The sequence below is a fragment of the Lysinibacillus sp. FSL R5-0849 genome (assembly GCF_038595075.1).
Classification (GTDB): domain Bacteria; phylum Bacillota; class Bacilli; order Bacillales_A; family Planococcaceae; genus Lysinibacillus; species Lysinibacillus fusiformis.
Genome location: NZ_CP152004.1, coordinates 944235 through 963469 on the forward strand (window position 1 = coordinate 944235; position 19235 = coordinate 963469).

Consider the following 19235-nt stretch of genomic DNA (forward strand, 5'->3'; position numbering starts at 1 on the left):
GGGTGAGTAGTATGTTCATGGGAGAATATCAACACTCCGTTGATGCGAAAGGGCGATTAATCGTGCCGGCAAAATTTCGTGAAGCTTTAGGCGAAGCGTTTGTTGTCACAAGAGGTCTCGATAACTGTCTATTTGGCTATCCTATGAATGAATGGCGAAAACTCGAAGAAAAGTTAAAAGATTTACCGATGACCAAAAAGGATACACGTGCATTTGCAAGGTTTTTCTTTTCTGGCGCAACAGAGGTAGAAATAGACAAGCAGGGGCGAATTAATATTCCAGCTACTCTTATGCAACATGCACATCTTGTAAAGGAATGTGTAGTGTTGGGGGTTTCAAATCGAATTGAGATTTGGGCTAAAGATGCATGGGAAGCTTACTTCAGCGAGTCCGAACAATCTTTTAATGAAATTGCAGAAAATATGATTGGCTTTGATTTTTAACTTTTGATAAGCATGTCCATTCAAAGATGACATGAGGTTAAGGCCTGAAAGGAGCGAGTGGTATGTTCGATCATACAACCGTGTTATTAAAAGAAACTGTTGATGGGTTGAACATCGATCCTGATGGTGTATATGTGGACTGTACGTTAGGTGGTGCAGGCCATAGTGAATATTTAGTTCAACAATTATCTGATAAAGGCCGTTTAATTTGTTTCGATCAAGATATGACGGCTATCGAAAATGCGAAAATTCGATTAGCGCCTTATATTGAGCGCGTCACGTTTATACATTCGAATTTCCGGTATTTAAAAGAAGAATTATTAGCTCATGGTTTTGAACAAGTGGATGGTATTTTATATGACTTAGGCGTATCTTCACCTCAGTTAGATACACCTGAACGAGGCTTTAGCTATCACCATGATGCACCACTTGATATGCGCATGGATCAAACGGCAACACTTACAGCTTTTGAAGTTGTCAATCAATGGGCATATGAAGATTTAGTACGTATTTTTTTCCGTTATGGAGAAGAAAAGTTTTCAAAGCAAGTTGCTCGTAAAATTGAAGAGGCGCGTAAGTCAGCACCAATTGAAACAACTGGACAACTTGTAGAGCTTATTAAAGAGGGTATTCCAGCAGCGGCACGCCGAAAAGGTGGGCATCCAGCAAAGCGCATTTTCCAAGCAATAAGAATTGCTGTCAATGACGAGTTAGGCGCGGCAGAGGATTCATTAGTCGATGCGATTGATATGATAAACGTAGGTGGACGCATTAGTGTCATTACGTTCCATTCATTGGAGGACCGCCTATGCAAGACAATCTTTAAGGAAGCGTCATCATTACCGGAATTACCACCAAATTTACCAGTAATTCCAGATGACATGAAGCCAACTTTAAAGCTTATTTCACGAAAGCCAATTCTTCCATCAGATGAAGAATTAGAAGTGAATAATCGGGCTCGTTCAGCAAAGCTTAGAGTGGTGGAGAAAATTAACGACAAAGGGCGTGAGTAAATGGCAGCCGTACGTGTAAGGCAACAGCACCAACATCAACAAGTGCAACAACCGATAACACCACCTAGTCCACAACCCACTATCATACGTCGTAAAAAAACGAACCAGAAGTTTGAGAAAACAATGCTAATTGTTTTAGTTAGCATTATTGCTGTATTAGGAGTCCTAGTATTAAATAAACAAGCAGCTATTCAAACGACAAGCATGGACATTCAAAAGATCGAATCAGAAGCAGATGAGATTGCAAAACAGAATGTTGACTTAACGGTTCGTGTAAGTGAACTTTCTACATACGATAACATATGGAAAAAAGCGAAAGAACTCGGTTTAACTCAAAATGAGAAAAATGTAAAGGTAGTGCCGGGAGAATGAAAAAAAAGAGATTTCGATTCCAATGGGGAGCCTTTCTATTAATGATTTTTTATGGAGGGCTCTTTTTTCTATTATTCACAAGAATGGTGAACATTCAGGCGACAGGGCAAGTAGAAGGACAGGAGCTTGCAGCAAGAGCAGCTGCTAAGTATGGTAAGGAAAGTGTTATCACAGCAAACCGAGGAAAAATTTATGACCAAAACGGTCAAGTGATTGCAGAAGATACGTTAAGCTATCGTCTAGTTGCAGTCGTGAGTGAAGCTGCTACAACAGATCCAAAAAAACCTAGGCATGTTGTAGATGCTGAAAAAACGGCTCAAGTTTTAGCGAAGTATATTCCGGCAATGCAAGGAAAAGAAGATGAAGTTCTGAAAAAACTAAATAACCGTTATAGAAGCGATGGTGAACCATTATATCAAGTGGAATTTGGGAGTTCTGGACGCGGTATTAGTCACGAGGTTATGAGTAAAATAAAGGAAGAAAAATTACCAGGAATTCTATTTGTTAGTGATTTAAAACGTTATTATCCAAATGGTGTCTTTGCCTCCCATTTAATTGGCTATGCACTGAAAAAGGATAATGCGGATGGAACTGTTACTACAAAAGGCGAAATGGGCCTAGAATATACGTATGACAAAGAACTGACAGGTGTTAACGGTAAAATGAAATACGAAACAGATGCTTTCAGTTATTTATTACCGAACAGCGAGAAGATGGTGACACCTGCTAAAGATGGGGACGACATTTATTTAACGCTCGATAAAACCATCCAAAGCTTTTTAGAAGAAGCAATGACAAAGGTTGAACAGGAATATAATCCTGAGTCCATGACGGCTGTTGTAGCAGATCCGAAGACTGGGAAAATATTAGCGATGTCCCAGCGTCCTACATTTAACCCAGAAACACGTGATAGTCAAAATATGAAGTGGCTGAACGAGGTAATTGAAGAAACAATTGAGCCTGGTTCAACGATGAAAACATTTACACTAGCTTCAGCTATTGATACAAATACATGGGAACCAAACACATTCTACCAATCAGGTTCTTATACTATACTTGATCGTACTATCCGAGATCATAATCAGGTCGGTTGGGGCCCTATCACCTATTTAGAAGGATTCCAACGATCTTCGAATACGGCCATGGCCCATTTATTAAAGTTGATTGGCGATGATGTCTTTGTGGAATATTTAGACCGTTTTGGTTTCGGCCACAAAACAGGAATTGATTTACCGAACGAAGCGACAGGTACAATATTATCTAAATACCCGATCCAACGAGTGACAACAACATATGGACAAGGGTCAACCGTAACGCCTATCCAAATGATCCAAGCCATGACTGCTATTGCGAATGATGGCAAGATGATGCAGCCTTATGTGATTGACCGTATTGTTGATTCATCAACAGGGAAGGTTATTCAAAACCATGAACCTGTTGAAAAAGGACAACCAATCAAAGCAGATACAGCCAAACAAGTACGAGAAATCCTTGCCTCTACACTAACATCAGAATTTGGTACTGCGAAGGATTTTATTCTAGAGGATTATGAGGTTGCAGGGAAGACAGGGACAGCACAAATTCCGAGAGCAGATGGTACGTATGCTTGGGGTGCTAACCAATTCCTCTATTCATTTTTAGGAATGGCTCCTGTCGATGATCCTCAGCTCATCATGTATGTCTCAGTGAAAAAACCTAAGTTAAATAATGAGCTTGGATCAGTCCCAGTATCTAAAGTGTTTAATCCTGTTATGTTAAATAGCTTAAAGCACCTTAATATTAATCCAGGTGATGTACAGTATGTGGATAAGGTAGATATTAAGGATTATACAGGTCAAAGTGCTGAGGCGATTGAGGTAGAGCTAGGGAATGATGGATTACAGCCTGTTATTGTTGGAAGCGGGGGTAAAATCATAGATCAATATCCGAAAGATACAAAACAACTAGTTAAAGGTAGTTATGTATTTTTGAAGACAGATGGAGATATCATATTGCCAGATTTTACGAATTGGTCATTGAGAAATTTACTTGTTTTCAAATCTATGACAGGGGTAGAGATGGAGATTTTCGGTGAAGGCTTTGTAGCGAGTCAAAGTGTGTCTCCAGGCACTACTATAACGGATAATTCACCGATTGTTGTTAAGCTCAAAACACCTGCTGAAAGCTTTGTACAAGATGTCGAGGCAGCTTCTGAGGGTGAAATTGAACAAGTAGAAGATGAATAATACTGAATAGAAGTCCACTTTATTTCATACGTTGTAAAAAACAAGGTGTGATGTCGAATGAAGTGGATTTCTATCCATTCTAAAAAGCGTTTACGTATTTTATATGTGTTGTTTATGTGTGCGGCGGTGGCGATAGTGATTAGGCTTTTCTTTTTGCAAGTGTTGGATCAAAAGGAACTGACAACGAAGGCAGAAGAGAACTGGGACCGAGAAATCCCATTTGCTAATGAACGAGGGCATATTACTGATCGAGATGGTGAGAGTATTGTAACCAATAAGCTAGCACCAACATTATATTTTATGCCTTCCCAGAGTAAAGATATTGAAGGGGCAGCTGAAAAAATTGCACAAGTTCTAGAAGTGGACAAAGAGAAACTTTTAGAGAAGATGAAGAAAAAAGCCTATTTAGTAAAGCTAGCGCCTGAGGGGAAAAATATCCCCTATGAAAAAGCTGTGGAATTACAAGGCTTACAAATTGAAGGATTATATAGTGGTGTCGACTACTCAAGAGACTATCCATATGGGACACTTTTATCTCGATTTTTAGGTTTTACAGGGTATGATGCACAAGGCTTAGCTGGTATCGAATATGAATATGATAAGTTTTTGCAGGCTAATTCATCTGCAATTCGCCTATTTACCGATGCAAAGGGCAATAATTTACCGAATGTCGCGAGTGCTTGGAAGGCTGGCGAGGATGGGGCAACTATTGAGCTAACGATCGATGTCGATGTCCAACAGGTCGTTGAACGTGAATTGTCACAGGCTATGGAGCGCTATGAAGCGGACCAAGCATTGGCTATTGCTATGAATCCAAATAATGGAGAAATCTTAGCGTTAGCCTCCTATCCAACCTTTAATCCGGCTGAATATCAATTAGTCGAGCCTGCGATTTATAATCGAAATTTACCAGTGTGGATGACATATGAGCCAGGTTCTACTTTTAAAATTATTACCCTTAGCGCTGCATTGGAAGAAAATTTAGTGGATTTAGAGCATGATACTTTTTATGATCCAGGGTATACGATGGTTGCTGGAGCAAGACTTCGTTGTTGGAAGCGTGAAGGGCATGGACATGAAACCTTTTTAGAAGTTGTGGAGAATTCCTGTAACCCAGGCTTTATTGAATTAGGGCAGCGGTTAGGTAATGAGCGACTATTGCAATATATTAAAGATTTTGGCTTTGGTCAAAAGACTGGTTCCAATATTGCTGGTGAAGCTTCAGGAATATTATTTTCTAAGGAAGCCTTCGGACCTGTTGAACAGGCAACAACCTCATTTGGGCAAGGGGTAGCGGTAACTCCAATTCAGCAAGTTCAAGCGGTAGCAGCAGCAATAAATGGAGGCAAGCTTTATACGCCTTATGTTGTGAAAAAAGTATTTAATCCTAATACAGGCGAAGTCATACAGGAAACTAAACCTGTTGTCAAAAATCAGGTAATTCGTGAGGAGACTTCTGCAAAGGTTCGGGGCGCATTGGAGTCTGTTGTAGCGAATGGTTCAGGTCGACAAGCCTTCCGAGATGGTTTACGAATTGGCGGTAAAACAGGAACAGCACAAAAGGTTGAAAACGGCCGTTACAAAAGTGGAGAATATATCGTATCATTTATTGGCTTTGCGCCAGCCGACAATCCGCAAATTGTCGTCTATGTAGCAGTCGACAACCCTAAAAAGACGACGCAGTTTGGTGGCGTTGTAGCAGCACCTATTGTTGGGCAAATTATTGAGGATGTTGCACCGTTTATAGGTATTGAAAAATCGAAGGAACAGCTCGAAAAGGATTATCGTTATGGGGATCCAATTACTGTGAAGGTACCGAATTTTATCGGGCAAACAAAGGATGATATTGCCAAGCAGTTTTATCCATTCCGTATAGAATGGCATGGAGAAGGGACTAAAATTGGTAACCAGTTACCTGAAGTGGATAGTGTTATCAAACAAGATGGTACCATTCATTTATATTTGGAGAACTGAAATAACTTTACCTTTAAAAAATGGGAAAGAACCACTATTATTATGAAGGGTAGTAATAAATAAATGAAAGTTTATGCTTTTTTCCTAACGAAGAAAGTGAAACAAGATTTAAAGGAGATTTTTCAATGAAACTCGCAACAACACTTACCATTTTAGCTCTTGCTTTTATAGTAACAGTTATCCTGGCACCAATTAGTATTCCACTTCTTCGACGCCTAAAGTTTGGGCAAAGTATTCGTGAAGAGGGACCAAAATCACATATGAAAAAAGCTGGTACACCAACAATGGGCGGTATAATTTTCTTAATTTCTATCGTCCTAACAACTGTTGGTGTAGGAAGCTTTTTAGATTTATTAACGACACAGACCGTAGTACTTTTACTAGTATTAGCAGGATTTGGCTTAATAGGTTTACTGGATGATGGTTTGAAGGTTGTATTTAAAAGGAATTTAGGGTTAACCTCTCTTCAAAAATTAATTGGTCAAATTGTTATCGCCATCCTTGCATATTTTCTACTGCATGTTGGATCGTTTGATACAACACTTGCTATTCCATTTACAAATTGGACAGTTGATCTTGGTGTCTTCTATGTTGCCTTTTTAATTTTTTGGTTAGTAGGTTTCTCCAATGCGGTGAATTTAACAGATGGTTTAGATGGACTAGTGGCAGGAACTGCATCGATTGCTTTTGCGGCATTTGGTGTTATTGCACTTTTCCAAAGCCAAGCTGATATTGCTTTATTTGCCTTTGCTGTTACAGGAGCATTATTAGGGTTTTTATTATTTAATGCGAATCCAGCAAAAGTATTTATGGGTGATACGGGTTCATTAGCATTAGGTGGGGCGTTAGCCATGGTATCGGTATTAGTAAAAGAAGAGTTTTTACTATTACTAGTTGGCTTGGTATTTGTCATCGAAACATTATCCGTTATTTTACAGGTAGGAAGCTTTAAACTGCGTAAAAAGCGTATTTTTAAGATGAGTCCAATCCATCACCATTTTGAATTATCAGGTTGGTCAGAGTGGAAAGTAGTGCTTGTCTTCTGGTCAACTGCCCTAGCAGTAGCATTGATTGCAGTCTTATCGGAGGCGTTTTAATGAAAAACTATACAGATTTACAACATAAAAAAGTACTTGTGTTAGGCCTAGCAAAAAGTGGTGTGGCAGCTGCAGAAATTTTACATGAGCTCGGCGCCTTTGTCACAGTCAATGATTCCAAACCATTTGATGAAAGCCCTGATGCTCAGGGGCTATTACAAAGGGGGATTACCGTGATCTGTGGCCGCCATCCTGAGGATTTACTGGATGAAGGTTTTGAATTAGTCGTTAAAAACCCAGGCATTCCTTATAGTAATCGCATTGTAGCGGATGCTCTACATCGCGATATTCCTGTGTGGACGGAGATTGAACTTGCTTATTTAATAAGTGATGCACCATTTATAGGTATTACAGGCTCGAATGGTAAAACAACGACGACTACTTTAATCTTCGATATGTTGAACAACGGAAGTAAAAATCCTTTGATTGCAGGAAATATTGGTACAGTTGCTTGTGGCGTCGCTAAAGAAGCTAATGAAGATGACATTATTGTAACGGAGCTGTCATCGTTCCAATTGATGGGGACTAAAACATTTAAGCCTAAAATTTCTATTCTAACAAACCTTTATGATGCCCATCTTGACTATCATGGAACATTTGATAATTATGCTGAAGCGAAGTTTGCTGTGACGCGTAATCAAGATGAAAGTGATTACTTTATTTATAATGCTGATCAACCAATTGTAGTTGGATATGCAGCGCAATCAAATGCGCAAAAAATTCCATTCAGTTCAAATGGACGTACTGTCAACGGAATCAGTGCAGATGAGACAACGATATATTGGCAAGGGGAACCTTATATGGACCGGGCGAATATCGCGCTGCCTGGTAAGCATAATTTAGAGAACATCCTAGCAGCAGTGGCAGCCTGTATTTTAGTTGGCTGTGACAAAGGGAAGATGGAAGAGGTTTTAGCAACATTTGGCGGAGTGAGACACCGTACTCAATTCGTACGCGAATGGAATGGTCGGAAGATTTATAATGACTCCAAAGCTACAAACTGTTTAGCAACAAAAAGTGCTTTAGACGCATTCCAAGCGCCGGTTATTTTGCTAGCAGGTGGTTTAGATCGAGGACACTCTTTTGAGGAGCTTCGATCAAGTATGAATCATGTGAAAGGCGTCGTCGCATTCGGAGAAACTGGACTACGTTTTGTTGAATTTGCAAAATCATGTGGTGTCCAACAAACAGTTATCGCTCAAAATGTGGAGGACGCTGTACACTATGCAGCACCGATGTCAGCAGAGGGAGATATTATTTTATTATCTCCAGCATGTGCAAGCTGGGATCAATATGACAGCTTTGAAATACGCGGAGATGTTTTTATTGATGCTGTAATGAAGCTGTAATGAGCCTGTAACTATTTTAGAATATACTTGACTTGGAAGGATGGCATTACTGAGAGGGAAAGAAAGTTACTTATTGCTCGTCACAACTTTGATGCTATCAGTAATCGGCATTATTTTCGTCTATTCTGCGGGGACTTATTGGAGTGCCATTCATTATAGTGGAAAAATGCCGTTTTATATGAAGCAAAGCGTATACTTTGTGGTAGCCATAATTGTATTTTTAATCACAATTCGATTAAATATTTTGAGAGAGCAGTCCTTTTGGAAAATGGCCTATATATTTTCGTTAATTTTACTTGTTCTAGTGTTAATACCTGGTATTGGGCTAGTTCGAAATGGTTCGCAAAGCTGGATAGGGGTTGGTCCATTGACAATCCAGCCAGCGGAGCTAACGAAAATAACTGTCATTGTTTACCTGAGTCATATTTTAGCGCAGCATAAAACAGGGACGCCCGTTGTTAATTGGCGCCATGCTTTAATCCTATTAATCCCTGTTGCTTTGATTATGTTGCAGCCTGACTTCGGTTCAGTATTTATTCTTGTTGTGGCTGTATTTTTATTGTTTTTTGTCGCTGGGTACCCGTTAAAGCTATATGCCATGATTATGTTGGTTGGTATAGCGGGACTAGTAGGGTTAATTGCAACTGCACCATATCGACTAAAGCGAATAGAAGCATTCCTCGATCCATGGGCTGATCCCTTGGTAAGTGGGTTCCAAGCAGTGCAATCACTAATGGCGATTGGTCCTGCCGGAATTTTTGGTCATGGTTTTGGACAAAGTCGGCAAAAGTTTCTATATTTGCCTGAGCCACAAAATGACTTTATTTACGCTATTATTTTGGAAGAAGTCGGCTTGATTGGTGGTCTCTTTATTTTAGCACTATTCGTACTGACAATTTATGCGGGCTATCGATTTGCTGTACAGGCTAAAAATCGAACATCCTATTATGCGATTATAGGGCTAGTCACAATGCTGATGGTGCAAGCGTTTCTTAATATAGCTGTAGTAATAGGTTTAGTACCTGTAACCGGTGTTACATTGCCTTTTATTAGCTATGGAGGAACATCTTTAGTCACAATGTGGTTAATAATAGGTATTATTTATCAATTGGCGAAATAAATATAAAGGAGGAGTACTTTTTGGAGAAAGTAATTGATATAGAAGATCGTATACCTACGCTAAAAAAGCGACGAAAAAAGCGTACAAATCGTAAATTTATCGTGCTAATATTACTTTTCTTTATTGTGTTAGCGGTACTCCTTTATTTTCAATCTCCTTACAGTAACATCAATAAAATAACAGTCAATGGTGCGAAGCTGGTAGATAATGAACATTATGTGGAGACAAGTACCCTTGCGCTAGGTAAATCAATGTGGGGGTTCAAAATAGAAGACGTGGAGAATCTTCTGTTAAAGGATAAATGGGTAAAAGAAGCACATGTTAAACGTAACTGGCTTCGAGGCGTAACGATAGATGTGAAGGAATGGAAAAAAGTTGCGTATTTGGCTGGGGACGGCACCTATTATCCGTTGCTTGAAAATGGTGAACGTTTTGAGCAAAAAGGGAATGATACTCCAATTGATGCCCCTGTTTTTATTGGAATTACTGGTGAAAAAACAATTAAAAAACTAGTTGCACAGTTAGCACAATTAAAACCAGAAGTATTAGCTTTAATTTCTCAGGTTAACACGAATAGTAATGATACAAATCCGAACGCGGTAAAGCTTTATATGAATGATGGCTATGAGGTACGAGCTATTATTCAGACGCTTGCAGATAAGTTAAATTATTACCCCTCCATTGTTGCACAAATTGCAAATTTAGAAAAAGGTGTAATTGATTTAGAGGTCGGTTCCTATTATCGTCCTTTTAACGAGGAGTACAACAAAATAAGCATCGACATGGAAGCTAATGAAGATGGGGAAATGGTTGACCAGGAAGTGACAGAAGATGAACAACAAGAAGAATAGCAAAGGGAGTTTTTTTTCTAGAAAACAATTTGAACTATTGATTGTTTGTGTGACAACAGGGTTTATCATCGGCTATTCATATAATCAGGCAAAAGATAACCGCGAAGCAGGTACAATTAATTCAGAGCTTTATGAGCAAGAAGATTCTTATCGTGAGGAATTGATCACTCAGCAAGAACGCAATAAAGAGCTAACGGAAGAGTTAAATAGCCTACAGGAACAAATTCGGAAGTATGAGAAATCATTTGCTTCTGATGAGAAAGACTATAAGAAGCTTGTTGAACAAGCGGAGGATTTACGGCTCTTACTTGGTGAGTTGAAGAGTGATGGAAAAGGAATACGGATTACTCTCCAAGATGGTGATTATGATCCAAAATCTTTGAATCCGAATGATTATATCGTTCATGAAAGCCATGTTTTTAAATTGTTGAATGAATTGAAAATTTCGGGTGCTCAAGCAATTGCTATTAATGGGCAACGTGTCTTGGCCAATTCCTATATCAGATGTAATGGTCCAGTAATAACTATTGATGGTACACAGCATCCCGCTCCTTTTGTAATAGAAGCTGTAGGAGATTCCGATACTTTAATGGCTTCTTTAAATTTAAATGGCGGTGTCGTTGATCAATTATTAAATGACAATATTGTGGTGTCTTTAGAAGAACATCAGAAACTTACAATGCCAAGAGTAAAAGTAGAAAGTTAAGGACAAGTCCTAGTTCATGTTTAAAGTCTAATTTCAGCCTCTAGGGAAGTTTTACATTGACTACTGAGGGGCATACGATACGTCTAGGAGGGGCTATTTTGCGAAGAAATATGTACACCCGAATAACGATCGTGCTATTTATTATCGGTTTGATGATAGCGGTACAATACAATACCATACAAAAACCAGCAGAGCGAGATACACGAGATATTTGGGCAATAAGAGAGGAATTAGCACAAGAAAAGCAAAGGCATTCCGCATTACTGGCAGAAATTCGCTCACTTCATGAAGTAGTGGATCGCTATGAGCAATCTGAAAAAGTAAATCAGCAAGCAGCTTTACATGAAACATTAAATCGTTTAAAGCAACAGGCTGGACTAACAGAAGTGATAGGGCCTGGTGTCATACTTCGGATTGAACCAGCACCTGAATTAATAGAGATGGGCTATGAAATTAAAGAAATATCGCCCGATTTATTAACTCAATTATTAAATACGCTGTTTAAAAACGATGCAACCAGTGTTTCAATAGATGGCAATCGTGTTGTTCAAACAACGGCCATTCGGGACATTAATGGGAAGACAACGGTGAATAGTGTACCATTGTTGTCACCTAAATTTGATATATATGTTGGGACAAGCGACTATAAAGCAGCTCAAAAAATGTATAATTCGCTTCAAGCCTCGACGTTTATAGATTCATTTTATTTAGATAATTATAATTTAGTAATTGAAGAGCCAATAGATCAATTACAAATTCCAGCATTTGATCAGCCATTGACAAATGATTACTTAGCAGAGGTAAAAAAAGGAGATTAATTTATGTGGCTACCATTTTTAGGTTTGATATTTGGACTTGCCCTTGGCTTGTTAACAAATATACAAATCCCCTCTATGTATGAAAATTATCTGTCAATAGCAGTTTTAGCAGCTTTAGATACATTATTTGGTGGTATCCGTGCTCAATTACAGCAAGTGTACGACGATAAAGTTTTTGTATCAGGATTCTTTTTTAATATAGTTCTCGCAGCAGGGTTAGCGTTTATAGGTGTGAATTTAGGGATAGATTTGTATTTAGCAGCTATTTTCGCTTTCGGAGTACGTTTATTCCAAAATATTGCAATAATTAGGCGTATATTACTAACTCGCTTGGATGAGAAACGTCACAAGAAAGAAAAAACTTCCATAGATTAAGAGAAAAATTGACCAAAATACTCGATTTGCTTAGACATTATGCCAAATTTACAATAGAATGAAAATAAGAGCATTTTTCAAGGAGGTGCAGCGAATTGAATCAGCAAGATTTATACATTTCACTTGATATTGGATCCTCCTCTATCAAGGTATTAATAGGTGAAATGAGTGACGGACAATTACATGTAATTGGCGTCGGAAATGTAAAATCGAATGGGGTTCGAAAAGGAGCAATTGTTGACATCGATGCAACAGTTCAATCTATTCGAAAAGCAGTAGAACAAGCCGAACGAATGACAGGGTATCAAATTCAAGAAGTCGTTCTAGGCGTTCCTGCTAACCAAACGATGTTACAGCTAGTTAAAGGTGTTGTCGCTGTAAATAGTGAAAACAGAGAAATTACAGATGATGATTTAGACAGAGTGGTAGAATCTGCACAAGTCATGTCAATACCTCCTGAACGTGAATTAGTTAACATCATTCCAAGACAGTTTATTGTGGACAACCTTGATGAAATTAAAGATCCTCGTGGTATGATTGGCATCCGTCTAGAAATGGATGCAACAATGATAACGACATCCAAAACGCTTTTACACAATGTTCTTCGCTGTGTTGAGCGTGCAGGTTTAAGTATACGAGAAATATATTTGCAACCATTAGCATCAGGCTACTTTGCATTAACTGAAGATGAAAAAAACCAAGGAACTGCCTTTGTAGACATAGGAGGCGGCTCTACTACGATCGCGGTATTTGAAGAGGGATTGTTAACGCATACAGGCGTCCTACCAGTTGGTGGTGATCATATAACGAAAGATATTTCCATCGTTTTAAAGACACCAACAGAACAAGCTGAAAATATCAAACACCAATTTGGACATGCCTTTTATGATGATGCATCTGACGATGAAATCTTTGAAGTACCAATTGTAGGAACAGATTCTACTGATCAATATAGCCAACGCTATATCTCAGAAATTATTGGCGCTCGCCTAGAAGAATTACTAGAATTAGTGATTGACGAGTTAGCACGTCTAGGTGTTAGAGATTTACCTGGCGGCGTTGTTTTAACTGGTGGTGTTGCTAAACTTGAAGGTATCGCCCAGTTAGCACGTCAAATTCTACAAACGCGTGTAAGAATTTATACACCCGATTATATTGGCGTTAGAGAGCCTTCATTTGCAACAGCGGTTGGACTTATTCGTTACGCCTATTTAGAAGATGATTTTTACGGTAAAAGTACGAATACGCAACCTGTTGAATATGCAGCTGTAGGAGCTCAAGCAGCTATGCCTAAAAAGCAAGAGTATTCTGCACCTTCAGAACCAAAAGAAAGCGTAATCGGGAGAGCAAAAAAATTATTTGATAAGTTTTTTGATTAACTAGAATGCGTAATGATTGATACAGAGTCGAGTTACCGTGGGAGGAAAAAGAGATGTTAGAATTTGATACAAATGTAGATGAACTTGCAGTAATAAAGGTCATAGGTGTTGGTGGCGGCGGTAACAACGCTGTCAATCGAATGATAGAACATGGTGTACAAGGTGTTGACTTTATCGCAGTTAACACAGATTCACAAGCATTGAATTTATCAAAGGCAGAGGTTAGGCTTCAAATTGGTGCTAAACTGACGCGTGGATTAGGGGCAGGTGCTAATCCAGAAGTAGGAAAAAAAGCGGCTGAAGAGAGCCGTGAGCAATTAGAAGAGGTTCTACGTGGCGCAGACATGGTATTCGTCACTGCCGGTATGGGTGGAGGCACTGGTACTGGTGCAGCGCCAGTAATTGCACAAATTGCTCGTGAGTTAGGAGCACTAACAGTAGGTGTTGTGACACGTCCATTTACGTTTGAAGGACGTAAACGTCAAACACAGGCTATCGGCGGAATTGGTGGTATGAAAGAAGCCGTGGATACGCTAATTGTTATCCCGAACGACAAGTTATTACAAATTGTCGATAAATCAACACCAATGCTAGAAGCTTTCAGAGAAGCAGATAACGTACTTCGTCAAGGTGTCCAAGGTATTTCTGATTTAATCGCAACACCTGGTCTTATTAACTTAGACTTTGCAGACGTGAAAACAATTATGTCAAACAAAGGCTCAGCATTAATGGGTATCGGTATTGCTACTGGTGAAAACCGTGCTTCAGAAGCAGCAAAGAAAGCCATTTCGAGTCCTTTACTAGAATCGTCTATCGATGGTGCTAAAGGCGTTCTTATGAATATTACAGGTGGCTCTAATCTTAGCTTATTTGAAGTACAAGAAGCAGCAGATATTGTAGCTTCTGCATCTGATGAAGAAGTAAATATGATTTTCGGTTCTGTCATTAATGAAAACCTAAAAGATGAAATCATTGTGACAGTTATCGCAACAGGTTTTACGGAAGAAGCTTTACAACAACAACGTCATACAGTAAAACCATCACTCAATATAAATAGACAGTCTGCTCCACAACAACAAGCACCAATTCGTGAACAACGACAAGAAATGCATGTTCAACAAGAGCAGCCACGTCAAAATCAGCAACAGTATGCACAGGATGACATGCTTGAAGTCCCAGCATTTTTACGTAATCGCAAAAATCGTGGTTAATTGAAATCAAACAACTTCTAAAAAGCTCGTATTTTACATATGTAAAATACGAGCTTTTTAAATTTGTTGTCGAGATGTTCATTTGTGTAAGGAAACCATGTATTTTGTCAAAACATTTTAAGGAAATGATGCGATTGTTTGACAATATTTGTGGGAGTAACATGCTAACTTTGTAAGTAGGAGGCGGCTGTTATGTATGGAGAATGGCTGGTGCTCATTAATACGCTTTTTAATCTAGCGATACTCACGTTTACAGCAAGAGTAACAGGGGTTCTAGTCAAGAATTCAAGATTATTAATGAGTTCGTTTTGTAGTAGTTTAGTAGCTGTAATTGGCGGTCAAATGCTGTGGACAACGGTTCTTAGTTTTATATTACTTATAGGTATAGCTTTTCGCTTTAGGATTCGGAGCTTCCAGAAGCAAGGACCGATCGTTTTAACAGCGACGATCGTTATCGGCGGATTGTTAACAGCACTACAACCTTTTTTAAAAAATCTTTCTGCCACCCATTTTATAATGATTTGTTTTGTACTCGCAGTTTTAAATCTCGTTGCATTCTATAAGCAATGGGGATTTGTGAAGCTAGAGCGTTTAAGTGGACAATTTGTATTTGAAACAACTTTAAAAATTTTTGGTGCAATAATACCACTTTCAGCATTTGTGGATACAGGTAACCAAGCAATTGAGCCGCTTTCAGGTAAGCCCGTTCATTTCGTCTCATATACAGCTTTAAGTCCACATTTACCTGCGGATTTCCGCAAATCATTAATAGAATGGCAAGAAACAGATCCGTACAATGTATCTATGTTTTCAGAAGATTATCAGCGTTATATACGATTTATTCATATCAATACTGTACAGCAACAAACTGTTGTATTAGGTTTTCGCTTTGATGAATGGCTTATAAAGGGGGAGCCTTCGCAGGTGAAATCGAATGAATATATCGTTTTAACAAAAAAGGCTAAAAATTTTCCAAATAGCACAGCAGCAATTTTACATTTTTCAGCGCTTTCAAATAACTCATAGAGGGGGAGAACTATTGCTTCTTAGGCTACTTGCTAGCTTGAAAAAATTTTGGAGTAAGTTTCGTAGTCGTGAAACGTACTATATAGGGGGAAATGATTCATTGCCAGTGCCACTAAGTCGAGAAGAAGAAGTTACAGTCATTGCATCCTTTATGAAAGGTGATTTACGTGCTAGAGACACACTAATTGAACGTAATTTACGTCTTGTTGTTTATATTGCTAGACGTTTTGACAATACGGGGACGCCAATCGAAGATTTAATCAGCATTGGTTCTATCGGGTTAATAAAGGCGATTGAAACGTTCAATACAGATAAAAATATTAAGCTTGCAACATACGCATCACGATGCATTGAAAATGAAATTTTAATGCACTTACGAAAAACTAGTCGTATGAAGGGTGAAGTGTCATTAGACGAACCATTAAACTCTGATGCAGATGGAAATGAATTATTACTATCAGATATTTTAGGTACAGAAGAGCACATTATTCTTGATAATGTAGAGAAAAAAATTGAACGTCAGCATATGTTCCATGCCATTAATTTATTAGGTGCACGTGAACGATATATTATGGAATGCCGTTTTGGTCTCAATGGGAAAGTAGAAATGACGCAAAAAGAAGTGGCAGATCATTTAGGGATATCACAATCATATATTTCCCGCTTAGAAAAGAAAATTATTCAGGATTTACGTGAAAATTTAAATCAGCCAATTTCTTAGAAAGGGAAAATTAACCTACCTAAAATTGGTCATAGCTTTTGTGCATATTCTTGTTTCTCTCGGACAAACTGATGTCACGGTTTAGTCAGAGAATAACATCCGGAGGAATCGAATATGCGAACAAAAGTAGATCTTTGCGGCTTAGATACATCGACTTTGCCAATTTTAAAGCACGAGGAAATGAAGGAACTCTTCATTCGTTTACAAGCTGGTGAAACTGAAATCAGAGAAGAGCTTGTCATGTGCAATTTAAGGTTAGTGCTAAGTATTGTTGGTAGATTTGCCTATAGAGGTGAACAGGCAGATGATTTATTTCAAGTAGGCTGTATTGGCCTCATGAAAGCCATTGATCATTTTGATTTAAAGCATAATGTGAGATTTTCAACATATGCTGTCCCAATGATCATTGGTGAAATTCGTCGCCATCTGCGTGATCATCATGCATTACGAGTATCTCGTTCTTTAAGAGATATTGCGTATAAGGCAATGCAAGCAAAAGAACAGTGGATAACCGAAAATTTGCGCGAACCAACGATTGAAGAAATTGCTGACATGATCGAGATGAAAAAAGAAGATGTTTTATTTGCTTTAGATGCAATTCAAGACCCAATGTCATTACAAGAGCCCATATATTCAGATGGAGGGGACGCTGTCTATATGATGGACCAATTACGTGATGATGATGTATCAGAAGATCAATGGGTTGCCTATGTGTCGGTAAAGGAAAGCTTGCAAAAACTAGATGAACGTCAGCAAATGATCGTGGCAAAACGTTTTTATTATGGTGAAACACAAACTGAAATTGCTAAGGAATTAGGCATTTCACAAGCACAAATTTCACGTCTTGAAAAAAATGCAATTGAAACAATGCAAAAAGATTACAAATAAAAAAATGCGCATCGAATTATTCGGTGCGCATTTTATCTTCATTCAATGAACGATTGATACATAAATATAAAGAGACAGCAAAGTTTGATGATAGAGAAAAATAATTTAGATGAAAGAGTAATGGATAGAGGAGGTTTTTCATTGCGGTTCTCATTATTACAACAAAAAGAAGTAATTGAAGCAGGAAATGGACGATTTATAGGATTTGTGGTAGATGCTGAGGTATCAAAAGAAACGGGCTATGTAACAGCATTTTTAATTGCCGAGCCCCGAAAATATCTTGGTTTTTTTAAAGGAGAAGAATCTGTAAGAAAAGTGTATATGAAAGATGTGCTTGTCGTTGGCAAGGATGTTATTTTGGTAAAGGCACTTTCCTAAAAGGCTGACATAGGTCAGGCTATTCATTGATAAATCAAGCATTGCTTGTTACAATAAGAGAAACTATTGTTGTAAAGTTGGGAAAAACAGTGACAAAAATTTTAGCAAATTTAAACAAACTAAATGATTTAATAGCAGCAGCAGAAACAAGAGTCAATCGTGAAGCCAATAATGTCCAAATAATAGCTGTGACGAAAGAGGTTTCTGTAGAAAGAACCCAAGAAGCAATTGAAGCTGGATTGACTCATTTAGGAGAAAACCGACCTGAAGGTTTAAATCGTAAACTATCTGCGATTCAAGCTCATGTCAATTGGCATTATATCGGGTCACTACAAACACGTAAAGTAAAACAAGTGATTAACAGCATTGATTATTTACATTCATTAGATCGTTTGAGTTTGGCAGAAGAAATTGAAAAAAGAGCAGTAAAGCCTGTAAAATGTTTTATACAAGTAAATGTTTCAGGGGAAGAATCAAAACATGGTTTAAGCATGGAAGAAGTTTTACCTTTTGTAGAATCATTGAAAAGTTTTACAAAAGTCGAAGTTGTCGGTTTAATGACAATGGCACCAAACACAGAAGACGAAGCACTTATTCGTACTGTATTTAAGCAATTAAAACAATGTCAACAGCAAATAGCCGAGCAAGGATTCGCACACGCACCTTGTACCGAGTTATCAATGGGCATGTCTAATGACTTTGAAATTGCGGTAGAGGAAGGGGCTACTTTTGTTCGAGTCGGAACGGCTCTTGTTGGAAATGAAAGAGGGGAACAGGATGAGCATGAAAAATAAAATTAAAAACTTCTTTTACCTCGAAGAAGAACTAGAAGAAGAAATCACGCAAGCTCCTATTCAGCAGCAACAACCTGTACAACAACAGCAACCGATTCATTCAGTAAAGCCTAAAAAAACAATTAAAGAACGTAAGGCATCGATCCATGAAATTGTGCCGCAAAGTACAGCTACGCCTAATAATATTGTCAGCTTACAAGCTGCGATGAGTTCCAAAGGAGCAAAAGTTGTCTTAATAGAGCCTAGAGTCTATGCAGAAGCACAAGATATCGCGGAACATTTAAAAAATAAACGTGCAGCTATCGTCAATTTACAACGTATTGAGCGAGAGCAAGGTAAACGCATTATTGATTTTTTAAGTGGCACAGTTTATGCCCTTGCAGGGGATATACAACGTATCGGAAAAGATATTTTCCTTTGCACGCCAGACAATGTAGAAGTGACTGGTGAAATTACAAACTTTATTTTAGACGATAATTAATAGCGAGGATTGTA

General features: G+C 38.4%; 20 protein-coding genes. All 20 read left to right on the forward strand.

Annotation, left to right across the window (positions count from 1 at the left end):
• Positions 1–11: 11 nt before the first annotated feature.
• The 20 genes from mraZ (at position 12) to MKY80_RS04480 (ending at position 19221) form a co-directional block, all read left to right on the forward strand.
• Entirely contained in the window at positions 12–443 is a 432-nt protein-coding gene (mraZ, locus tag MKY80_RS04385; protein ID WP_008173894.1) for a division/cell wall cluster transcriptional repressor MraZ, read from the forward strand.
• Between the two features lie 62 nt (positions 444–505).
• Positions 506–1456, forward strand: coding sequence for a 16S rRNA (cytosine(1402)-N(4))-methyltransferase RsmH (rsmH, locus tag MKY80_RS04390; protein ID WP_036123772.1), 951 nt, complete (start codon positions 506–508; stop codon positions 1454–1456).
• Positions 1457–1828, forward strand: coding sequence for a septum formation initiator family protein (locus MKY80_RS04395; RefSeq protein ID WP_008173890.1), 372 nt, complete (start codon positions 1457–1459; stop codon positions 1826–1828).
• Positions 1825–4053 (forward strand): penicillin-binding protein, encoded by a 2229-nt coding sequence (locus MKY80_RS04400; RefSeq protein ID WP_171365304.1) that lies wholly within the window; start codon positions 1825–1827, stop codon positions 4051–4053. The genes MKY80_RS04395 and MKY80_RS04400 overlap by 4 nt, the downstream gene beginning before the upstream one ends.
• A 57-nt stretch (positions 4054–4110) precedes the next feature.
• Complete coding sequence (locus MKY80_RS04405; protein WP_008173886.1) at positions 4111–6027, forward strand: stage V sporulation protein D; 1917 nt, start codon at positions 4111–4113, stop codon at positions 6025–6027.
• A 125-nt stretch (positions 6028–6152) separates the two neighbouring features.
• Positions 6153–7124, forward strand: coding sequence for a phospho-N-acetylmuramoyl-pentapeptide-transferase (gene mraY / locus MKY80_RS04410; RefSeq protein WP_036123778.1), 972 nt, complete (start codon positions 6153–6155; stop codon positions 7122–7124).
• The gene (gene murD / locus MKY80_RS04415) at positions 7124–8473 is read left to right on the forward strand and encodes a UDP-N-acetylmuramoyl-L-alanine--D-glutamate ligase (RefSeq protein ID WP_008173881.1); all 1350 of its coding nucleotides are present in this window, start codon (positions 7124–7126) and stop codon (positions 8471–8473) included. The genes mraY and murD overlap by 1 nt, the downstream gene beginning before the upstream one ends.
• 40 nt (positions 8474–8513) lie before the next feature.
• On the forward strand, positions 8514–9593 hold the full coding sequence (gene ftsW, locus MKY80_RS04420; protein ID WP_008173880.1) for a putative lipid II flippase FtsW: 1080 nt from the start codon (positions 8514–8516) through the stop codon (positions 9591–9593).
• A gap of 20 nt (positions 9594–9613) precedes the next feature.
• Positions 9614–10444: a cell division protein FtsQ/DivIB gene (locus MKY80_RS04425; RefSeq protein WP_008173878.1), complete on the forward strand. Its 831-nt coding sequence runs from the start codon at positions 9614–9616 to the stop codon at positions 10442–10444.
• The gene (locus MKY80_RS04430; protein WP_008173876.1) at positions 10425–11150 is read left to right on the forward strand and encodes a DUF881 domain-containing protein; all 726 of its coding nucleotides are present in this window, start codon (positions 10425–10427) and stop codon (positions 11148–11150) included. The genes MKY80_RS04425 and MKY80_RS04430 overlap by 20 nt, the downstream gene beginning before the upstream one ends.
• 98 nt (positions 11151–11248) lie before the next feature.
• Positions 11249–11968: a DUF881 domain-containing protein gene (locus MKY80_RS04435; RefSeq protein ID WP_090001944.1), complete on the forward strand. Its 720-nt coding sequence runs from the start codon at positions 11249–11251 to the stop codon at positions 11966–11968.
• Positions 11969–11971: 3 nt separating this feature from the next.
• Positions 11972–12343, forward strand: a complete 372-nt coding sequence (locus MKY80_RS04440; protein ID WP_008173872.1) for a small basic family protein — start codon at positions 11972–11974, stop codon at positions 12341–12343.
• A 95-nt stretch (positions 12344–12438) separates the two neighbouring features.
• Complete coding sequence (ftsA, locus tag MKY80_RS04445; RefSeq protein WP_008173870.1) at positions 12439–13722, forward strand: cell division protein FtsA; 1284 nt, start codon at positions 12439–12441, stop codon at positions 13720–13722.
• Between the two features lie 53 nt (positions 13723–13775).
• Positions 13776–14933 carry a cell division protein FtsZ gene (ftsZ, locus tag MKY80_RS04450; RefSeq protein WP_008173868.1) on the forward strand — a complete coding sequence of 386 codons (1158 nt, stop codon included), beginning with the start codon at positions 13776–13778 and terminating at the stop codon, positions 14931–14933.
• Positions 14934–15125: 192 nt separating this feature from the next.
• Positions 15126–15959, forward strand: a complete 834-nt coding sequence (locus tag MKY80_RS04455) for a sigma-E processing peptidase SpoIIGA (RefSeq protein ID WP_342532196.1) — start codon at positions 15126–15128, stop codon at positions 15957–15959.
• Positions 15960–15972: 13 nt separating this feature from the next.
• Entirely contained in the window at positions 15973–16680 is a 708-nt protein-coding gene (sigE, locus tag MKY80_RS04460) for an RNA polymerase sporulation sigma factor SigE (protein WP_025113851.1), read from the forward strand.
• Positions 16681–16794: 114 nt separating this feature from the next.
• Entirely contained in the window at positions 16795–17568 is a 774-nt protein-coding gene (gene sigG, locus MKY80_RS04465) for an RNA polymerase sporulation sigma factor SigG (RefSeq protein ID WP_025113852.1), read from the forward strand.
• A gap of 141 nt (positions 17569–17709) precedes the next feature.
• Complete coding sequence (locus MKY80_RS04470) at positions 17710–17946, forward strand: YlmC/YmxH family sporulation protein (RefSeq protein ID WP_025113853.1); 237 nt, start codon at positions 17710–17712, stop codon at positions 17944–17946.
• Positions 17947–18035: 89 nt separating this feature from the next.
• Positions 18036–18740 carry a YggS family pyridoxal phosphate-dependent enzyme gene (locus MKY80_RS04475; protein ID WP_043989717.1) on the forward strand — a complete coding sequence of 235 codons (705 nt, stop codon included), beginning with the start codon at positions 18036–18038 and terminating at the stop codon, positions 18738–18740.
• Positions 18724–19221: a cell division protein SepF gene (locus MKY80_RS04480; RefSeq protein WP_031418927.1), complete on the forward strand. Its 498-nt coding sequence runs from the start codon at positions 18724–18726 to the stop codon at positions 19219–19221. The genes MKY80_RS04475 and MKY80_RS04480 overlap by 17 nt, the downstream gene beginning before the upstream one ends.
• Positions 19222–19235: the final 14 nt, after the last annotated feature.